The 19,034-nt window shown below is 37.3% G+C and carries 16 protein-coding genes and 4 tRNA genes; 5 read left to right on the plus strand and 15 right to left on the minus strand.

Annotated elements, in window-relative coordinates; genetic code table 11:
* The first annotated feature begins 30 nt into the window (after positions 1-30).
* Both Q8N37_02770 and Q8N37_02775 read left to right on the plus strand, forming a co-directional pair.
* The gene (locus tag Q8N37_02770; GenBank protein MDP3057419.1) at positions 31-2,214 is read left to right on the plus strand and encodes a YfhO family protein; all 2,184 of its coding nucleotides are present in this window, start codon (positions 31-33) and stop codon (positions 2,212-2,214) included.
* A 36-nt stretch (positions 2,215-2,250) separates the two neighbouring features.
* Positions 2,251-3,333, plus strand: a complete 1,083-nt coding sequence (locus Q8N37_02775) for a lysylphosphatidylglycerol synthase transmembrane domain-containing protein (GenBank protein ID MDP3057420.1) — start codon at positions 2,251-2,253, stop codon at positions 3,331-3,333.
* 22 nt (positions 3,334-3,355) lie between these two features.
* On the opposite strand, the gene Q8N37_02780 is transcribed toward Q8N37_02775, so the two are convergent.
* The 12 genes from Q8N37_02780 to Q8N37_02835 form a co-directional block, all read right to left on the minus strand.
* Positions 3,356-4,057, minus strand: coding sequence for a hypothetical protein (locus Q8N37_02780; GenBank protein MDP3057421.1), 702 nt, complete (start codon positions 4,055-4,057; stop codon positions 3,356-3,358).
* A gap of 237 nt (positions 4,058-4,294) precedes the next feature.
* Positions 4,295-4,365 (minus strand) — tRNA-Ala (locus tag Q8N37_02785).
* Between the two features lie 72 nt (positions 4,366-4,437).
* Positions 4,438-4,791, minus strand: a complete 354-nt coding sequence (locus tag Q8N37_02790; protein MDP3057422.1) for a hypothetical protein — start codon at positions 4,789-4,791, stop codon at positions 4,438-4,440.
* A 4-nt stretch (positions 4,792-4,795) separates the two neighbouring features.
* Entirely contained in the window at positions 4,796-6,340 is a 1,545-nt protein-coding gene (locus Q8N37_02795; GenBank protein MDP3057423.1) for a TIGR04141 family sporadically distributed protein, read from the minus strand.
* A 3-nt stretch (positions 6,341-6,343) separates the two neighbouring features.
* Positions 6,344-8,698, minus strand: coding sequence for a DEAD/DEAH box helicase family protein (locus Q8N37_02800; protein MDP3057424.1), 2,355 nt, complete (start codon positions 8,696-8,698; stop codon positions 6,344-6,346).
* A 2-nt stretch (positions 8,699-8,700) separates the two neighbouring features.
* The gene (locus Q8N37_02805; protein ID MDP3057425.1) at positions 8,701-10,392 is read right to left on the minus strand and encodes a site-specific DNA-methyltransferase; all 1,692 of its coding nucleotides are present in this window, start codon (positions 10,390-10,392) and stop codon (positions 8,701-8,703) included.
* 2 nt (positions 10,393-10,394) lie between these two features.
* Positions 10,395-11,354, minus strand: coding sequence for an Eco57I restriction-modification methylase domain-containing protein (locus Q8N37_02810; protein ID MDP3057426.1), 960 nt, complete (start codon positions 11,352-11,354; stop codon positions 10,395-10,397).
* On the minus strand, positions 11,345-11,959 hold the full coding sequence (locus Q8N37_02815; protein ID MDP3057427.1) for an SAM-dependent DNA methyltransferase: 615 nt from the start codon (positions 11,957-11,959) through the stop codon (positions 11,345-11,347). The genes Q8N37_02810 and Q8N37_02815 overlap by 10 nt, the downstream gene beginning before the upstream one ends.
* 4 nt (positions 11,960-11,963) lie before the next feature.
* On the minus strand, positions 11,964-12,074 hold the full coding sequence (locus Q8N37_02820) for a helix-turn-helix transcriptional regulator (GenBank protein ID MDP3057428.1): 111 nt from the start codon (positions 12,072-12,074) through the stop codon (positions 11,964-11,966).
* A 177-nt stretch (positions 12,075-12,251) separates the two neighbouring features.
* A tRNA-Ala gene (locus Q8N37_02825) sits at positions 12,252-12,322 on the minus strand.
* A gap of 93 nt (positions 12,323-12,415) precedes the next feature.
* Positions 12,416-12,489, minus strand: a tRNA-Pro gene (locus Q8N37_02830).
* Between the two features lie 24 nt (positions 12,490-12,513).
* Complete coding sequence (locus tag Q8N37_02835; protein ID MDP3057429.1) at positions 12,514-14,025, minus strand: HD domain-containing protein; 1,512 nt, start codon at positions 14,023-14,025, stop codon at positions 12,514-12,516.
* 104 nt (positions 14,026-14,129) lie between these two features.
* On the opposite strand from Q8N37_02835, the gene Q8N37_02840 reads away from it, so the two are divergent.
* The 3 genes from Q8N37_02840 (at position 14,130) to Q8N37_02850 (ending at position 15,755) form a co-directional block, all read left to right on the plus strand.
* A tRNA-Val gene (locus tag Q8N37_02840) sits at positions 14,130-14,202 on the plus strand.
* A 43-nt stretch (positions 14,203-14,245) separates the two neighbouring features.
* A complete protein-coding gene (locus Q8N37_02845) occupies positions 14,246-14,656 on the plus strand; it encodes a hypothetical protein (protein MDP3057430.1) in 411 nt (136 codons plus the stop codon).
* Between the two features lie 169 nt (positions 14,657-14,825).
* Entirely contained in the window at positions 14,826-15,755 is a 930-nt protein-coding gene (locus Q8N37_02850) for a Fic family protein (protein ID MDP3057431.1), read from the plus strand.
* A gap of 79 nt (positions 15,756-15,834) precedes the next feature.
* Here the strand turns inward: Q8N37_02850 and Q8N37_02855 are convergent, their stop codons facing one another.
* From Q8N37_02855 to Q8N37_02865, 3 genes are all read right to left on the minus strand, one after another.
* Positions 15,835-16,662, minus strand: a complete 828-nt coding sequence (locus Q8N37_02855; protein MDP3057432.1) for a hypothetical protein — start codon at positions 16,660-16,662, stop codon at positions 15,835-15,837.
* Positions 16,663-16,872: 210 nt separating this feature from the next.
* Complete coding sequence (locus Q8N37_02860; GenBank protein MDP3057433.1) at positions 16,873-18,225, minus strand: MBL fold metallo-hydrolase; 1,353 nt, start codon at positions 18,223-18,225, stop codon at positions 16,873-16,875.
* A gap of 220 nt (positions 18,226-18,445) precedes the next feature.
* Positions 18,446-18,808 (minus strand): roadblock/LC7 domain-containing protein, encoded by a 363-nt coding sequence (locus tag Q8N37_02865; GenBank protein ID MDP3057434.1) that lies wholly within the window; start codon positions 18,806-18,808, stop codon positions 18,446-18,448.
* Between the last annotated feature and the right edge of the window lie 226 nt (positions 18,809-19,034).

Genomic DNA, 19,034 nt, shown 5'->3' on the forward strand with positions numbered 1-19,034 from the left:
AAAAAGATAGCCAAATAATTTGATATTATTATGCTACAATTGCTTACTGCTATTATTTTTTATATTTTTACCGTTTTATCCGTTTTTTGGGAACCGGTGATCAATAAATTCGGTTCTATCCAGTGGGACGCGGTTAATGTCCATTTTTTTAATTTATTTTTTTCTTCGGAAACATGGAACAAAGGATTTCTCCCTCTGTGGACGCCTTATATCTTCGCCGGTTTCCCGCAAATTGCCGACCTTCAAGTCGCCTTTTTTTATCCCATAAATCTCCTTATAGGCATATTCTCTATTTTTACCCCGGAGCTGATTATGCACCAAATAATTCTGCATTATTTTTTCGCCGGCTTTTTTGCCTTTCTCCTGGCCAGATATTTAAGCAAAAATTTTTGGTTCAGCCTCGCCGCAGGAATAGTTTATTCTTTCGGCGGATTTATGGCGGCGCACGCTTCGCATGTCGGCATGCAGAACACCGCTTCATGGCTTCCTTTGATCTTTTTATTTTTAATAATCGCCTTAAAAAAAGCGAAAACTTCCTATGCCGCGCTTGGCGGATTATTTTTGAGTTTTGCGATTCTCGCCGGACATTTTCAAATGTCCCTCTATATCGCCTACGCTATCGCTTTTTATTTTATCTTCGACGTCGCATGGACAATTGCCGGCAGTGATGATAAAACAGACAATAAAAAAATCCTTTATTCGGTTTTACACAAAGTCCAGATTGTTTCGATAATTTATATTATCGCTTTTCTTATTTCAGCCATACAGCTTTTACCCACCTATGAACTGACGCAGCAATCAAACCGCGCCAAAATTACCCTGGAAATGTCTCAAACCGAAAGTTTAAACCCCAAGAGCCTGAAAAGCCTTATCGAGCCGAATTATAACAATGTATCCTATGGCGCGCCTTATACGGGACCGTGGGACAGAACGCAAAATTATCTCTATCTTGGCAGCGCTATAATTATGCTGGCCGCTCTGGGAGCGATCATTGGAATTTTTTATCGCAGCACGCGCAAAATGACGCTTTTCTGGCTTACGCTTTTAATTCTTAGCCTATTCTATAGTTTTGGCGAATTTGGATTTTTACAAAAATATTTTTACCGCTTTGCGCCGTTTTTTGACAAAATACGCGCACCAGCCAATATGATGCTGCTTTTTAATCTTTCCGTTATCGGGCTTGCGTCATCTTTTTTTGCGATAATCAATAATTTTTTTTCAAAACTCGAAAATCCTCCGGCAGCGGAAAAAACACGATCAACGCATAATTTTTTATATGTTTTCGGTAAAATATTCTTTAAGCGCGCGCCCGCTTTTTTGGGAATAATATCCTTCCTGATAATTGCGCAGGAAATTTTACCCGCTGCCGAACTTAATACTTTGCTTTATAGCCGCCAAAAGACCAGCGAGGTTTTCGCCGTCCCGCCCATCGCCCTGAAAATAGCGGATGAATACAGCCGCCTCGATGAAATTAATAAATTCAGAATTTTCAAAGTATCCGGACTCGATTCCAACTCAACCCAGATGCGCCATATTTTTGCCTTTGACGGATACAACCCCCTTTCGCTCAGGCGCCACGCGAACTACACGGACGCCATGGTAAAAAACGCGAGGTTGATCGACCTCGCGGGCATAAAATATTTACCCTGCGAATTCATAGCCAGTCGGGCGACCGATCTCGAAAAAATCGGAACGCTCTGCGTAAATAAAAATTATTCCAAACTTGCATTTTTTATCGATGATTATATACTCGCTGAAAACGAAACGGAATCTTTACAAAAGACACAAGAGGTTGACCTGGAAAAAATCATCGTACTGGAAGAAACCCCCGAGAAAAAAACCAATGGCGAGAATTATCCCAAAAATGACCTGCCGGAAAAAACCAATGAAATATCGGTCGTTGAGTTTCACCCGGGTTTTTGGCGCTTGGCGGTAAAAAACGACAAAAGCGCTTTTTTGTTCTTAAGTCAGGCAAACTATCCGGGGTGGACCGCAAAAATAGACGATCTACCGGTAAAAATATATCAAGCGGATTATCTTTTCCAGGCTGTCTTTGTTCCTGGCGGAAAACACGAAATAATCATAAAATATGAACCCAGGCCATTGATAATTGGAACAATATTGACTATAATTGGTCTATCGTCTGTTTTCCTCATCGTGCTATATGATTTCTGCAAAAAAAGAAAATCCCTTAAAAGACTCAGCGGAAACTAACCGTTTGCACAGTCCCTTATTAATAAAACAATAAGCATGAAAATTTCCAGCCAATTCAATAAATCATTGTTTTTTACCGTTACTCTGATCGTCGGAGGATTTCTTTTTATTACCATTATAGAAAAGGTCGGGGTTGAAAATATCATTAAAACCGTTTTAACCTTTCAACTCTGGCATTTTTTTGTCCTGGTGGCGCTAGGTATGATTTCGGCTCTTATTTCCACTACGCGCTGGAAACTTATCCTTGATGCTACGGGTAACACCACGCCTTTCGGAAAAGTTTTTACCGCCAGAATGATCGGCAACGCCATCAATTACCTTACCCCTTCCGGCTTATTGCTGGGCGAACCGTTCAAAGCAATGGTTCTTTCGGGAAAAACAGGATTAAGCTTGGGATCAACCATGTCTTCAGTCATAATCGAGGGGTCCATTTTTCTAAGCACTATGCTTCTGTTCATTATTGTCGGTATTTTGGCTTTTCTTTCCTATTCGGATGTTTCCCGGAAAATATTCGCCATCACTATCGGAACCTTGATCATTCTCCTGGGCGTTTTTTACCTTTTCTTTACCAAAATGGTAAAACCATCCGGCACTGCAGCCGAAAAAGGCTTTTTTACCTACCTTATCGATCTCCTGCGTTTGCATAAAATTTCCTTTATCGACAGTTTGAAAAATAAAATTATCCGCCGTGAAAATGAAATAAAAAACTTTTTCCAGCTCCACAAAAAAACGGTTTTTACCGCGATCTTCTTATCTGCTTTGGAAATAATGATTACGCTTGCCGCCTCCTGGCTGACACTTTACTTTTTAGGCTTGATCGTCGAATTAAAAGCCCTGCTTGGACTTTTTTCTTTAATGAATATTTCCTATCTGGTCCCATTGCCCGGATCGCTGGGAGGGTTCGAACTTTCTCAAATCTTTGCTTTCGGATTTTTTAGCCTGGGCGGACAAGCTACCGCTCTGGCCTTTACTTTGATCACCCGCCTAACAAGCTTAGTACTTGTAGCGATAGGTATCGGCTATCTGATCCAGTTTGAGTTAATCGTCATTTTGAATAAAACCGCTGATTTTTCAATCAAATTAAAACAAAAAATCAGAGGCTTTTTACAAAGCCTCTGAAATTCCAAGCGCCTCTAACGCTTTATCGCTCAAATTTTGCCGAATTATAAACCACGTTTCTTGCATAGATCTGAGCCATCTTACCGCCACCATTGTGTCTGGAAATGGCATAAAGCCTATCTATCTTATAACCATTGGTTATAAGATTTTTTACTGTCCACTCGGTTGAACATTCGAAATCCATAGCGCAGGCATCGGAAACTTTATGCAATTTGGTCTGAATGTGGTACCAGCCTCTGCTTTTGCCGCCGTCCCCGGTCATTGCTTTACCGTCAAAACTTTCTTTCTCGCGCATCGCTTTTAGATCCTGCCAGCAAGGCAAGGCATATATCCCGGCAGCTTCACAAATCTTTTTGGCTAGATTATTCTTTCCTTCTTCTGAAATAGCGGTAAATTCTTCTTCTGCAACCTTTTTAGTTAAAGTCAAAACAATAACTTTATTGACCTTGTTGCTTTTTTCTATTGCTGGTTTAACAGGAACCGCGACTGTCTTATAATTTTCTTTATTTTTGCTGTCCAAATCGGCAATATTAACAAAAGAAAGATTATTTTTCCCTAAAACAAGCGGTAAAACCTCTGCTTTTTCAGAAAAACTGAAATTAAAAACATTATTCTTGCCAATATTGCTTGCAAGCGCTACTTGAGGAAAAAACAAACCGAGCGCTAAGCCTGCCAATGAAACAGTGGCTATTGACAATTCTACGATTTTATGGTATATACTCATTTTAAATTATTGCGGACTAGTGTTGCTTAATCCTTTATTAGAAACATTATTGGCCTTCCTGTGTTTAAGCTTAATTGAACCAATAAAAAAACAGCTTTTAAAAGCCTGTTATGCAACTATCAAGTATAGCATATTATAGATTTTTGTCAAGAAGAAATAGGCATACACAAGGAAGGTAAAACTCAACAAAAAAGCAAAATTAAAAGGAGCTTAAAGCTCCTTTTAATTCATATTTAGTGGACCTAGACAGAATCGAACTGTCGTCTCCGCAATGCGAATGCGGCGTCTTACCACTGGACTATAGGCCCAAATCCGCTGAAAGCGGATTAACCACATAACCAATAACCATAACTAATAACAATTTGGTTATCGGTTATAAGTTATCGATTATTAGTTATTTTGGTCGCAATTGCTGAACGAAGCTCGAACCTTTTTTGAACAAAAAATGCTTGATTAGCTCCGCTCCGCGTTTCCGCCCGCCGAACTTCGGCAAGCAAAGCAAAACAATTTTCTTTCAATTTTTTAACGCCCGCCCGCCAAATTTTTCTTAAAAGGAATTGAAAATTGTTTTGCTTTGATGTCTTGATACCAAGACGGCGGGAACGCTTCACTTCGGCTCGGGCGTGGCGGAATTCCTCCCCCCAACCCCCTCCTTCCGCCACGCCCTCGCTCGGACTGCCCTTTTTTTCGGCGGAATTGGAGGCCGTGCCAATTTCATTGGCGCGCCGCCTCAAATTTTCAATCTTTTCTGTATCCTACACGAATTATCGGAATATATCCAGCATTAGCACATTGCCGTTGCCATTCGGCAATCTTTATTAAAAATATCAGTGATTTGATTTCCGATATTTTTTTTATTTCTGTCTGTCTATCAAAAATGAGCCAAAGACAAATTTCTTTTGGCTTTATTTCTTGATCATTGATTTGGATTGTTGATGTTTGACTTTGTAAAATTTTTATCGTAGCAAGGGCTTGGTCTACTACATACCCCAGTTTTTGCGGAGTGCCAATTTTTACAAAATATGCAACATTATCTTTGTATAAATCCATTTTTTCTATTTTGTATTGCTGTTGAAGTGTTGCAATATCTCGATCTAAATTTTTGTAGCCTTCATTTTCTCGCAAAGAATTAAAATAATACTCGGCGTAGCCATGCGATGTTCTTTCTTTATCAGATAAGGCATTACGCCATTGTGTAAATGCTGAATTGGAAAAATTGATGTCAGAAATTTCGACTTTAATTCGCTCATCAATTTGTTTTTTTAAAAATTCAATATAATTTTGATTGAAAATGTGCCATTTGCCGTCAAGCAAAAAATGTCTATCATCATCAACATAATCAAGAAAATATTTTAATGGTTTTGTATATCCTTTGTTATGCTCATCTGAAACTTTAACTTTGATGTCATTGATACTTGTCGTCAAATTTATATTTTGCTGATTAACAAAATTTCGGAGAGTAGCAAGATTAAGCTCTCCGTCAATGTCTTGACGCTGACGATTGAAAATAAAGCGATATTGATTTTTATCAAGAAATACAAAATCAACACCAGAAACTGTTGCCTCTGATGGTTGAAGCCCAGCATTTGTGCTATTTAAAATCTCCTGTGCTAACTTTTGATCTAATTCCGCAATTTTTGTTTCATCGTTTATGGTGGTAGCGCGTGGCAAAACAATTTTTGCTTCTTTCTGTAATTCTTCTTCGACAGATTTTATCAACTCCGGCAAGTCGTCAGGGATAATTTCAAGGTGTAATTGAGCAGAATTTCCAAAACTGCCAACCTCGCCCCATTTTTCATCATCTATTGTTTTTGCTTTTACATAGTGAATTGACTCGCCACTATCATATTCAAATTCACTATTTTCTTGATACGAAATAATTGTCTTGCTTTTCTTCCCGCCAAACAATTTTGAATTTTTAAGTTTTAGGTTGTTGTTATCTGCAATTCTCTCCGCAAGATTTATTCCAAAATCAGTATCACAAAAATCTTTTAGATAGAAATGCGACTTACCCATACTGATTGCATAAAGCAAAGAGGTATTTGAAATAAGAAAAATCGCAAAATATGCTTTATTTGTTAGCTTTTCATCGGTGCCAAGATATTCGGCATATAAATCCGTCCACCAAATATCAATATCTTCTGGCTTTTTTGAGAGATAAAGCGAAAGAGTAAAATCATTTATTATTTTTTGACCGGAACGCGAAAGACCGACGGCTTCTAATTTTTCCAATAAAGCCGCTTCTTTTGTTTTATCAATTTTGTAGATATTGTATTTCGCCATAATTTAGTTTAAATCCTCAAACTTCTTCCAATTCTTATCTAACTTACCCGGAATGTATTTATAATCTTTTGAATCGTTATAATGCCAAATTCCACCCTCTTTTAAAACTATCCCGCCTACAAAATTTTTACCAAGCTCTTTTAATTTTTCTGCTAAAGCCGGTGCCCGACCCTCGGTGTCGGTAGCAGTTCTTCCGCTCTTTGTATCAAAAATGCCAACCTTGCCGTCTTTGAATTTTATAATCCAATCGGGATAGAAAAGAGAAAATTTTTGATCGGCAGTATTGAAGTATTTTATCGCAAAATATTCTTGGCCGATTTCTTGTTTAAACCACCAGTCAATTTTATTTTTCTTGCCATCAATATAACTGATAAATTCAGTTTCATTTGGTTTTCCGTCATATTCTTTTCTTATGTAAAAATTTTCTAAAACATTAAGCGTCACAGACGAATTTTCATAATCTTCTGTATAACTATAACTTTCTTGAATAGTAAAAATTGGAGCTTCCTTTTCCTCGCCCTTTTTCGCTCTTTCAGCCAATATCTTTTCTAAAATTGGTCTATAATTTTTTAGGGAATGTGTAAGGGCTGGACGAAAAACGCTAGTTGCACCTTTTTGTATATCCTTTATAAAAACACGATAATAGTAATCACAATTTTCACCTAAAACGCTTTTGAACCAAACTCTAACCGCCTTTTTCAACGGACTCCAAGATCGAGCAATGTTCGTTATTTTTGCCTTATCTTCCGTTTGTTCTTTCAGTAGTTGGAAACATAAATAATTAAAAGTTTTTTCAACATCATTTTGGGACATTTCCAAAGATACATCATGTCCTTTTTTCTGGAATTCAAAATTGATTCTGTCGTAATCTTCAAATTGTGCGTCAACAATTATCTGGTTAGTAATTGAAGAATCTAAATCAAATCCTTTTTTGGATAGTTTTTTTTCCGCTTTTCCAAAGATATCATCTTTATCAATTACAAAATAACTATTCATTGATTTGATAAAACTTGCTTGAAATTTTGCGGAATTACTTAAATCTCCATAATCAACGCGCGAAACATAAGCAGATTGAAGTTGGATATTCTTTATTCCCTTTTTTCTTTTTGAAATATAAACTGCCGGTTTATTTTGTGTTTTATCAATCCAATTGTCGGTTATGTCTTTTCTGTTGTAGTTTGTGTATAGGTAACCAATTCTTAAATTTGGGCTACTTTTATAATCTTCTTTCAGATTTGGCTCTGGCATTCTCAAAATTCTGCCAACTGTTTGGATATAACGCTGTTCAACTCTAACATTTCTAAACATCACTAACACATGAGCGCGCGGGCAATCCCAACCTGTGCCAGCGGCAAGTTTAAAGAGTAAAATATCATAATCGTCTTCGTTATCCTCGATTCCATCCGGTTTAGGAAATTTATCAAACCATCGCCCTATCTTATTTTCTTTTATCCCCTTCTTTTTTAAATAGTCGCTTGTTATTTGTTCTTTTGTTTTCTCGCCTACCTGCACGCGTTCTTTGTCGTCATTCGGCAGTTGAATAAGTAGTAAGGGATTAACTTTTTTGCCAAGTTTTTCAAATTCCTCTTTCAACTCCTCTCTTTTTGCTAAACCAATATCTAAAAGCGCTTCGTCCAAATCTTTACCTTGAAATTTAGGCAAATCTTCTTTTGTTTGGGTAACAATTTTTTCTTTTATCAATCCTTCTGCAACGACTCGCTTTCTATCAACATCAACAAATCCGCCATCTCTTCTCGCGATTAATTCGATTTCATCATTGGGCGTTGCTGAAATGTGGACAACGATTTTTGGATCAATATAATCCACAATTTGTTGAGCCAACTCAGTTTTTACATGGGTATGTGCCTCGTCAATAATTAAAATTATTGCCCTGCCATTCTTTTTGGTCCCATCAATAAAGTCCTCAAAATATTTACCGCTTTCTTTCCGCATGTTCTCATCATCTGGTCTTCGCAAAATCCTACTCTCGGCTGATTTTGCAGAAACTTTTTGCCAATTCAGAAACAAAATATCATTTTTAAACATTTTGCCTCTGTTAATGTTATTTACGGTTAGCAAATTATTTTCAAGCGTATTTTCAAAATATTCTTCAAATTTTTTCTTGCTTTGCATTGCAAGATCATCGCTAAAAGTAATCCAAACAAATGCCTTATCCATATCCCAGTTAGGTAATTTATTAAGACCACGGACAAAATGCGCCATCATAAAAGTTTTACCGCTTCCTGTTGGCGATTTGAAAACTAAAGGCAATTGCTTGCCGTCTTTTTTCCATAGCTCCGTAAGAGTAAAAAGCAATTTGTCTATGGTATCTCTTTGAAATGGTAAAGGATTGAACATAATTAGTTAGTACTAATATTATAAATTTGCTTATATATTTCTAAAATCGGCAGAGGAATTGTTTTAATTTTTATTTGTTCTATATCGTCAAATTCTTCAATTTCTGCCTCATCTCCCCAGCTAAAAATATAAACCGCCGTTTGCTTTTTTAATTTCTTAATCATTTCTGCAAATTCATCAAACTTATCTAATTCTTCGCGGAAATATACAGCAGTATATTTTTCTTTATTTCCATCCTTAAATAATTGATAAAATTTATTCTGTTTTGTTAGCTCTAAAGTGTTTTCAGCAATCGCTAATAATTCACCGGCATTGTGTGCAAGTTCAATTTTATCTTGATCGGTTGCGTTTAGGATATTGTTTTTACCAATGAAGGCGGCTTTATAATACTTGAGCGAATTGCCAAGAGCGTTATATTTTTCTTTCTGTTTATTTGTATATCCGCTTATTACCCTTTTAATTCTTGGATAGCAAACACCTTTTAAAATATTATTTTCATTGTTAGTTATTAAAATGAATTGCCTCTCTCCCTCATCTTCGGTATTAAGCTCTAATAAAGCCTGACCAGTAGTCCCCGAGCCAGCAAAAAAATCTAATATTATTATTTTTTTATTTAAAACCGTATCCAAGAGAGTCTTTATAAGTCCAACCGGCTTTGGATATTCAAATTTATCTTCGAGATCAAACTTTCCAAGATCATTTTTGCCAACTTCCGACAAATACCCTTGGATTATCGTGTACATGACTTGTCGCATACTTCCCACTTCTTCTGATCTGCAAATATAATGCATTCCGTTCTTTGCTTTTTTTAAAATATACTCACCATCAGCCAATTTTTTATCAACTTCGTCTTTTATCTTTTTACCTTTGTACTTCAAAAGATTTTCATACTCGCATCTTCTTTCTGTTCCTTTTTTATATTTTCCAAAAACGCGACGAATCACATCGTCATTAATAAAATAAAGTTTCCCTTCTTTCATTAAATACCTGTCTTTAACTTTTCCAGATTGAAACTTCCGAATATGCTCGATTGCCTTATCGCCTTTTTGGGTTAAAGTGAGATCGTCACTATTTGAATAACAAAGTACATAATCGTGACCCCTTACAACCTTCTTTGAATTGCCACCGCCCTTTGCTCTTTGCCAAATCAAGGTACCCATGAACCCCTTGCCAGAAGTGTTGCTAAAAATATCATCCATCAATAGTTTTAGTTGAGCCAATTCATTATCATCAATTGAAACAAAAATTATTCCTTCTTCGCTTAATAAATCTTTAGCTAATTCAAGACGCTTCCGCATAAAAGAAAGCCAATAACTGTGACGGAATGGATGATCTTTCGGGACCTCCGTTCCATCAGGAAATTTATCTAAAATTCTTTTGTCTTTATAGCGAAAACCATCAGAACCAGTATTGTATGGCGGATCAATATAAATAACATCAATTTTCCCTTTGTGAGTGTAATTTAGACAGGTTAAAGCGTGATAATTGTCGCCTTCAATTAAAATATGAGTTGGCTTGCCATCATTGTTTTTTATAGCAAGCTCCGGCACCTCTTTAAGAATTGGTAATTTATTTTCAACATCGTCTTCAAACGCTTCAGGAACATCCATCCAAACTAAACCATAGCGCTGTTTTTTTACAGATTTTTTTAATCTTTCTATTTCCTTTTTTAGTTTTAAAATTTCTTCGCTCATATTTATTTTATTAAATCCTCAATTGACTCATTAAAACGAATAAAAACATCATGTTCACCCAAACTCCTCTTGGCGCGGCTTACTTCCTCGCCACCCAACATTGAAACCACTTCGCACTCGCCATTGTGCTTACTATCCCACAAAAAATAGCACACTCCACCCTTAATTTCTACTCCGGGAAAACAATCTTCAGCGTTAGGGTGATCCACTAAAACTTTAAGTCTTTTGTCAGACAACATTCTGGCCCGAAAATCATTTAATCCCATACCGCCAGCAAACCATCTTGACGGAACAATCATTGAAAGATAACGAGGATTAAGCTCCATCGCTGTTTCTATAAATTTTTGATAAATAGGCGTTGCTTGTGCGCCTACACCACCAGTATCTAATTGATATGGAGGATTTCCAACAATGACATCAAATTTCATATTATTAAATAAATTATTTAAATGAATAAATTGATAAGCGTGACCTTCCAAACTTTCGCCTCTGCTTTGTATGCTTTCGGCGGCGCCGCAATAAATACATTTTTTATTTTCAAAAGTGTGTTTAATATTTTCATAAATGATATTGCCTTGTTCATTTTCAAATTTGACGACAGAGTGCTTGCTGTTAGCCGACTTTGAATAATACAAAGATCTCCGAGACATTAAGCTGGTAATATCGGTGATTGCCAAACCATAAAGCATGTTTTTAAAAATATGCTCCCGTCTTTTGTTTTCATCCGGTATGGCTTTTTCCAACCCAGCCATCAATCTTTTGGCGCATTCACGCAAAAATATACCAGTCTTACAGGCAGGATCCAAGAATTTTAAATCAGGATTTTGCCAAACTTTGTCAGGCAAGAGATTAAGAATATTATTTGCAAGTTGCGGCGGTGTAAAAACTTCATCGCTGCTAAGATTAGCAATGCAATCTAAAATATCGGGCATTCTTTTTTTAAAAATATTATTTACGAGCATAGTTTTAAATAATTACAGATTTTATAGTTCTTAAGAGGTTTTTGGGTATTAAACAAGGTATTAAATTCGTTTTTATTTTTTAATTGATCTGTTAATCTAAATTCTTGTCTTTTTAAATTTGGTCTTTTGCCAACCGCATTATATTCGACCAAAATAATATCTTGAATTTTGTTCAGCATATCCCCAACAATAACATTTCTTTCCAATATCCAGTTTATTGAATTATAAAACCCCTCATTCGGCTTTTTAGTGTTAAACTTATATGAATAAAAATTCTTTATTTCATTAAGCATTCGCTCTCTCGCCTCTAAAACATTTTCTTCCGATATATCAACGCCATAAATAGAAGCTACCGCTTTAACAACATAAAACTCGACATCAATTTGATTTTTATATTTCGCTTTAACTGTATCCAGCTTTCTTTTTAAAATAGCTACTAAAAAATTACCATTACCGCAAGACGGTTCCAGCAAGGTATTTTCGATATTTTCCGAAAGATATTTCACAAGATCTAGCATGGCATTCACTTCTTTGTCTGCGGTAAACACCTCAGCCAAATCTCGCACTCTTTCTTTAGATTTTATTATATTGGAAATATTCGCCATACTCTTATTTAATTAAATCATTAACACCGACCTCAAGCGCTTTGGCGATTTTGGTCAGCGTTTCGATTGTTGGGTTCTGATTAACACCATTTTCAATTTTTACGATAGTATTGATCGATAAATCAGCAAGACGAGTTTTTATTGCTTTAATATTGTAATAATAGCTAATTTTAACGATTTTGTAAATAAAAATAGACCGTCTTGTGAACGGCTATCTTGAAAGAGATAAATCTCGCTTGCAAAGGAGAGAGTAAGGAATGAGCCTCCGAACGAGGCTTTAAATCAATTTTAGTGGACCTAGACAGAATCGAACTGTCGTCTCCGCAATGCGAATGCGGCGTCTTACCACTGGACTATAGGCCCAAATCCGCTGAAAGCGGATTAACCACATAACCAATAACTCATAACTAATAACAATTTGATTATCGGTTATGAGTTATCGATTATTAGTTATTTTGGTCGGGGTACTGGGAATCGAACCCAGTCTACATCCTCCCGAAGGACGCGTACTACCGGTATACTATACCCCGCTATTTCTATTCTAAAACAATTCTTCATTTTACACCAAAACGGCTCTTCTCCGCAAGCTCCACCTCCTCTTTTTTTTCTTCAATGACTTCCAAGCTTTTAGCTTTTAACTTATCCGGGCTTAACTTGGATAGTTCCTTAACTCTTCCGGTTAAATATTTTTTCGTATTCAGTTTCGGATCTTCCAGCACTTCCGCCAGCAAAACATTTAATATCGCGCCGATTATCGGGCTTGGCTTGATCTTAAGGATTTTTATTATATCATTGCCGTTTAGTTTAAGCATTTTTACGGAAATAGGATCCCGGGAAACCTTATCAATGAGATATTCCAAATGCCTTAATTTATAAGGCTTGGCTTTGGGCACGCCGCTGCCCAAGCGATCGGCAATTCGGAGGTCAATCAAATCTTTCAAATTTTCTTTTCCCGCTCTTTTTATCAATCGGCGAATGCCGGCTTCGCTCACTTCGTCCACATTATAGAAAAACATATGATTCCTGACCAAATGGCTGGTTTTCTCGATAGCTTCATTGGAAAATTTCAGTCGGGACAAAATTCTCTTAACCGCGTTTGCCCCCATAATATCATGGTTGTAAAAAGTAGCATCCAACCCTGCGCCTCTTTTAGCTTCAGGCTTGGCAATATCATGAAAAAGCGCCGCCAATCGCACTTCGAGCTTTTCACTCGGGCAATATTTCAGCGAGAGGATCGCATGCTCATAGATCGTATAGATATGGTGGCGATTTTGGCTTACACCAATGCCTTTTTCCAGCTCCGGTACAATATATCCCAAAAGTCCGGTTTCTTTCAGAAGTTCAACCCCTTCGGCCGGATATTCGGATAAAATTATCTTCGTAAATTCATCTCTGGTCCTTTCCAACGAAATCATCGCCATAGACTTAGAATGTTTTTTTATGGCGTTAAAGGTTTTTTCCTCGATTTTCCAGGAAAGCGGAGACAACTTGTCCTTAAAATCTTTATCCGCCAGCTGGCGGATTTTTCCCCCGACCGAACTAAGCTGGCAAGCAAACCGGATCGCCCGCGCGAGGCGCAAAGCATCTTCGTTAAATCTTTGGTCCGGATCGCCTACCGCCTTTATTATTTTTTTCTCAATATCTTCCGCTCCGCCAAAAGGATCGATAGTTTTCCCTTTAGCATTCATGGCAATCGCATTGATAGTAAAATCGCGGCGAGCCAGATCATCTTCCAGCTTCCCGACGAATTCAACTTTTTCCGGCCAGCGCTTGTCCCGATAAGCGCCTTCGGTGCGGTAAGTAGTGATCTCAATTTCTTTTAGCGATTCTTTTTTTGCGCCCGTGACCGCTGTCACAGTACCGAATTTATTATTGCAAAAATTATGGGGAAAAATCTTCTGAATCTCTTCCGGCCTGGCATTGGTGGTAATATCCCAATCATGCGGTCCGCCAGCTGGCGGATTTCCGGTCAATAAATCCCTAACGCACCCGCCGACGACAAAAGCCTCGAATCCGCCGGATTCAAGTTTTTTAATTATTGATTTTACTTCTGTGGGAATTTTCATAATATATAGTATAGCACAATTTTTCCATTGACTAAAATGAAATTTTTGGATACTATACTTAAATGAGATTAATATAGGATACGGTAAATATCGCGACTTGTAAAGGGCGGTTAGCTCAGTTGGTGGAGCACTTCATTTACACTGAAGGGGTCATAGGTTCGAGTCCTATACCGCCCACATTAAAATAAAATTATTAAATTTTTAACTAAAATAAAAAAATATGGAAAATTTAATTCCAGTACCACCAAAAAAGAAAGATTTTTGGTCCGGATCTTTTGACAAAATAGAAACGAAAGAAGATGCATTGAAAGTCATAAAAGAGTTTTCGCATGGACTTTATTTTTTGGCGATTATTCATATTGCGGCATACTTTATTCTGGCAGTTCGGTTGGCAGTACTGCTTGATGGTATTATGTATGTAGTTTTAGCTTTCTTGCTTCATAAATTTAACAGTAAAATTGTAGCAATAATCCTTTTGCTGATTGGCATCGTCAATTTAATTGTTTTTGTAGTGGTTAAGGTTTACAATTACGACAATGTCGAGGGACCGCATCCGGTTCTTGTTTTTATTATAATCTATTTTAGCATTCGTGCTGTACAGGCAACTTTTAGATTACAAAAATTACAATAATTTTAAACAGTGCGCCAGTTTCACTGACATAAAATTCGGAAGCAATGTACATAAAACTTCCACCAACTTTTAAAACCCTGCTTTGCGGGGTTTTAATAAACTTTATAAAGTTTATTAAAATTGACAAACTTTATAAAGTTTGATAGTATTATGGTGTAAGCTTAAAAATATGACTATCCGAGAAAAATTGCAAATTATCCAGAAAGCGACCGGATTGACTCAAACCAAATTGGCCGATCGTTTTGGCGTGTCTTTTGTTGCTTTTAACAGCTGGTGGACCGGCAAATCTTCCCCCCGGCCGAAAATGCTGGCGGCAATCGATGAATTATTTTTAGAAGCAACCGGGCAGAAAATAGTTCCTACCGAACAACTAATTGCCAAAAAACAAATATTGGCTAAAAAATCCCGGGAACACAAAAATATAATTGCCGAGATATTGAAAAATCCGGATATTCGGGACACCTTCCTGTTAAAACTAACTTATAACAGCAACAGCATTGAAGGCAGTACCCTGACCGAGCTGGACACGGCAGCGATTCTTTTTGACAATGCCGCTTTGCCGAATAAAAGCATAACGGAGCATTTGGAAGCAAAAAATCATCAGACTGCTCTTAATTATCTTTTTGATTATCTGGCGCAAAAAGGCGCTATCAATGAAAATCTTGTTTTAAAGCTTCACGGTATTTTAATGAACGGCATTTATCCTGATGCCGGCGCATACCGCAATCATGCCGTCCGAATTCTTGGCGTTAACTTGTCAACCGCCAATTATTTAAAACTTCCGGATTTAATTCCTGCTATCATCAACGAAGCGGCTAAAAAAACTGATGACATTATCGCTTTGTCGGCCTCAATCCATAGCCGTTTTGAACAAGCTCATCCTTTTTCCGACGGCAATGGTCGAATTGGCCGGATTTTAATGTGCGCCATGCTTTTAAAAGCCAATTTGGCGCCGGCTATTATCAGGCAGGAAAATAAACGGCTTTATAGCGCTTATCTCTATAAAGCGCAAACCAAAAATGACACAAGCCAGCTTGAGGATTTTTTATGCGATGCGGTACTGGATGGATTTAAAGTTTTGGAACGAATTAATATATAATAAAATTTCCACCGAATTTTAAAAACCCCGTTTTTGCGGGGTTTTTGCCAACTTTAGGTTTAATAGTAAATTTGTGAGGCTATTTCTTAAGTATTTCACATATCATCTTGTATCTTTTAGCTCTACTCATTCCTCGATGAATTCTCAACAAGGTTTTGAAATAGGAAAATGTTCCGTCTAAAGAATTGGTAGTATTGGGGATTTTTAATTTAGGATATTTCTGGTAAGTAAAAAGATAAGGCAAGTTTGTTTTTAAACTTCGATAGGCTGATCTTAATCTTTTGTGAGTGAAATATAGTCTTTGAGTTTCAGGATTGAATGATTTTTCTTGCAAAAAATCTTTCCATTTTTCATGCCACTTATTCAGTAATTCAGTAAATTCTTTTTCATTTGAAGTAGTCAATGATAAAGCAATGCTTCTTAACTCTTTACCTGCATCCAGTTTTGGTTTTCTGGTTAAATACCGATTGATAATAGCCACCTGATGAAATTGGCACATCTGCACAGGAAGATCCAGAAATACCTCTTTAACCCCTCTTTTACCGTCAATTACCACTCCTTTTAGAGTAAATCCTTGCTGTTCAATCTGAGTTCTTGCTTTCCAATAAATATCCGGAGTTTCAGTTGATACTTCTTTCCAATAAATATTTTTCTTTAAATTCGGTTCTCTAATTGCCACAACTCCATAGCTTCTTTCAAAAAAAGTAACATCGGCAATGATTACAACCGGTTGAGGATTTGGTAAATTATTAGGAGAAATTTTAACTGAATTTAATTGCTGGTTTATCCATTTCTTGCTTCTGTGATATTTTTCTGATAAATCTTTTAGAGTTTGTTTTTTACAAATATATTCTTTCCAAAGTTTATTTTGTAATCGGATTTTTCTTCGCTTGCTTTGAAATTGCAATCCGCATTTTGTGCATTTATATCGCTGTACCAGTCGAAATTTTCCATTCTTTTTTACATAACCGTTGCCGCATTTTGGACACTTTTTTTAAATGACATACTATAGATTTAAAATTAATTGTAAATTAAGTTAACTTTTAATCTACAGTATGCCATAAATTGAAGTTTTTAGCATCACAGATTTACTATTAAGCCAAATTTTATAATATTTCTAAATTTCCACTGTTAAATTCGGACCAACAATCTCTGCTTTTATTCCGATATCGCTAATCAATTTCTGAAGCGCTTGCGACCCTTCCTGTTCGCCGTGATTCAAATAAACTTTTTTCGGCAAAGTTTTACCGCTAGCTAGCCAGCCGAGAAGTTTTTTCTGGTCGCCGTGAGCGGATAAAGCGCCGATCGCCTTGACTCGGCAATTCACCGGAACTATTTTCCCGTCGACAGAAACCGGAGATTCGCCTTTCAAAATCCTCCGGCCCAAAGTGCCATTCGCCTGATAACCAATAATAAGCAAAGTGTTTTTTCTTTTTGAAAGATAACGCTCGGCGTGGCGCATGATCCGCCCGCCATTCATCATGCCGGATCCGGCAATGATTATTTTAGGAGCGGGAGCATCGTTAATAAGCTTGGAATCTTCCGTAGTCTCGGAAAGAATAAGGCCGGGAAACTGAAACAGGTCATCGCCTTTTTTAAAAAACCGATCCGCTTCTTCGTCGTAATAATTCGGATACTTGCGATAAACTTTGATCGCCTTGATAGCCAAAGGACTATCCAAATAGATCGGTACGCGCGGCAGCAGGCGCTTGCGGTCGATCAAATCGTTTAAGTCATAGATCAATTCCTGGGTGCGCTCCAGAGAAAAAGAAGGGATCATTAAGACTCCACCCCTGCCAACCGCTTCCATCACCACAGTTTCAATGATCTGCTGGCGGCTTTCGGCTGATTCGTGCAAGCGGTCGCCGTAAGTTGATTCGCACACCACGGCATCGAGATCGCGAGGCAAAGGATCTGTTTCTCTCAAAATCGGCACATTTATATTGCCAATATCGCCGGAAAAGACTATTTTTTTGCCCTCGGTTTTAATTTCAATAAAAGCTGCGCCGAAAATATGTCCGGCATCATAAAATTTTATCATCACTTCCGGCGTCAATTCAAAATCCTGATAATAGTCAATTGATTTGAACTGCCGCATCACCATATCAATATCATTTTTTTCAAACAAAATCGGCTTCTTGAATTTTTTGTTATCATAGGTCATTACCGCCAAAGCATCTTCCATAATCAGTTTGGCCAAATCCATCGTCGCCGGCGTAGCGTAAAAAAATCCATTGTAGCCTTTTTTTACCAAAAGCGGCAAACGGCCGACATGATCCAGATGCGCATGAGTGACCAAAACCGCAGAAATTTCTTTCGGATCGTAAGGCAATGGATCAAAATTCTTATTCGCGTTAAATTCGCTCCCTTGCCACATTCCGCAGTCTATTAAAATTTTCTTGCCTCCAATTTCCAAAAGACTGTTTGAACCCGTAACTTCGCCGGCCGCTCCGTAAAAAGAAATTTTCATATGATTATTATAAATATTCTCTTCTGTCATTGCGAGCGACTAAAGGGAGCGAAGCAAGCTCGAACCTAGATTGCTTCGTCGTTGCTGCTCCTCGCAATGACAAAAAATGTTTTATACTTAAATATTTATATTATTATAACACAATTGCCGCAAAAAGAAGTCTTTAGTGTATTAAATAAAAAAAAGGCGGTGACACAATGTCCCCGCACTCGGAGTATTTCTACTCCAAAATTGTTTTTAGCTTCGGGGTCGCTTTATATATTTCGTTCTGTACTACCTCTGGATTGACACCGAAACTGTATTGCACTATAAGCAAGGCTTTTGACCCTGCCCCCGTAATGCTTATCTTATGGCTTATAGTTGTAATGACCACGCTTGTGGGTAAATCTATACCCGACTCAATAGTCAGGGTTTCAGCAGCGCCACGAATCGTAGCTGCCATAGCTGCAGAAGACTCAAGCCCTTCGTCAGAGCTTACTATTACCAGTCCACCTCGACTGATTATTGCGACTCTCTCAACGCCTGCAATATTTGCGATGTTTTTTAAAACCGCATTTAAACTGTTTTCCTTTTCTAAACTCAAGCTTTCATCTCCTTTTTGTTTTATCTACGACCCTCAGGGTTTTCGACTTTACAATATAGCACAAAAAATACCGAATGTCAAGAATATGTATAAGTCCACCCTTTTTTGCACTCCTCGTTAATTTTTAAATTTCTTGGCAAGGATAGGAGATATTGCACCGGCGATAATTTGTTTTGAAAAGCACAATGCGGTCTTTCGGTATTATACCATAAAAGATAATCAATAA

It is taken from the genome of bacterium, from assembly GCA_030693205.1.
Classification (GTDB): Bacteria; Patescibacteriota; Minisyncoccia; order JAHIHE01; family JAHIHE01; genus JAHILZ01.

Coding starts and splice junctions, on each gene's coding strand:
- Q8N37_02810 (MDP3057426.1), bottom strand. CDS start 11,354: ATGCTCGTAAATAATATTTTTAAAAAAAGAATGCCCGATATTTTAGAT.
- Q8N37_02835 (MDP3057429.1), bottom strand. CDS start 14,025: ATGAAAATTCCCACAGAAGTAAAATCAATAATTAAAAAACTTGAATCC.
- Q8N37_02815 (MDP3057427.1), bottom strand. CDS start 11,959: ATGGCGAATATTTCCAATATAATAAAATCTAAAGAAAGAGTGCGAGAT.
- Q8N37_02860 (MDP3057433.1), bottom strand. CDS start 18,225: ATGAAAATTTCTTTTTACGGAGCGGCCGGCGAAGTTACGGGTTCAAAC.
- Q8N37_02845 (MDP3057430.1), top strand. CDS start 14,246: ATGGAAAATTTAATTCCAGTACCACCAAAAAAGAAAGATTTTTGGTCC.
- Q8N37_02775 (MDP3057420.1), top strand. CDS start 2,251: ATGAAAATTTCCAGCCAATTCAATAAATCATTGTTTTTTACCGTTACT.
- Q8N37_02805 (MDP3057425.1), bottom strand. CDS start 10,392: ATGAGCGAAGAAATTTTAAAACTAAAAAAGGAAATAGAAAGATTAAAA.
- Q8N37_02780 (MDP3057421.1), bottom strand. CDS start 4,057: ATGAGTATATACCATAAAATCGTAGAATTGTCAATAGCCACTGTTTCA.
- Q8N37_02770 (MDP3057419.1), top strand. CDS start 31: ATGCTACAATTGCTTACTGCTATTATTTTTTATATTTTTACCGTTTTA.
- Q8N37_02800 (MDP3057424.1), bottom strand. CDS start 8,698: ATGTTCAATCCTTTACCATTTCAAAGAGATACCATAGACAAATTGCTT.
- Q8N37_02795 (MDP3057423.1), bottom strand. CDS start 6,340: ATGGCGAAATACAATATCTACAAAATTGATAAAACAAAAGAAGCGGCT.
- Q8N37_02850 (MDP3057431.1), top strand. CDS start 14,826: ATGACTATCCGAGAAAAATTGCAAATTATCCAGAAAGCGACCGGATTG.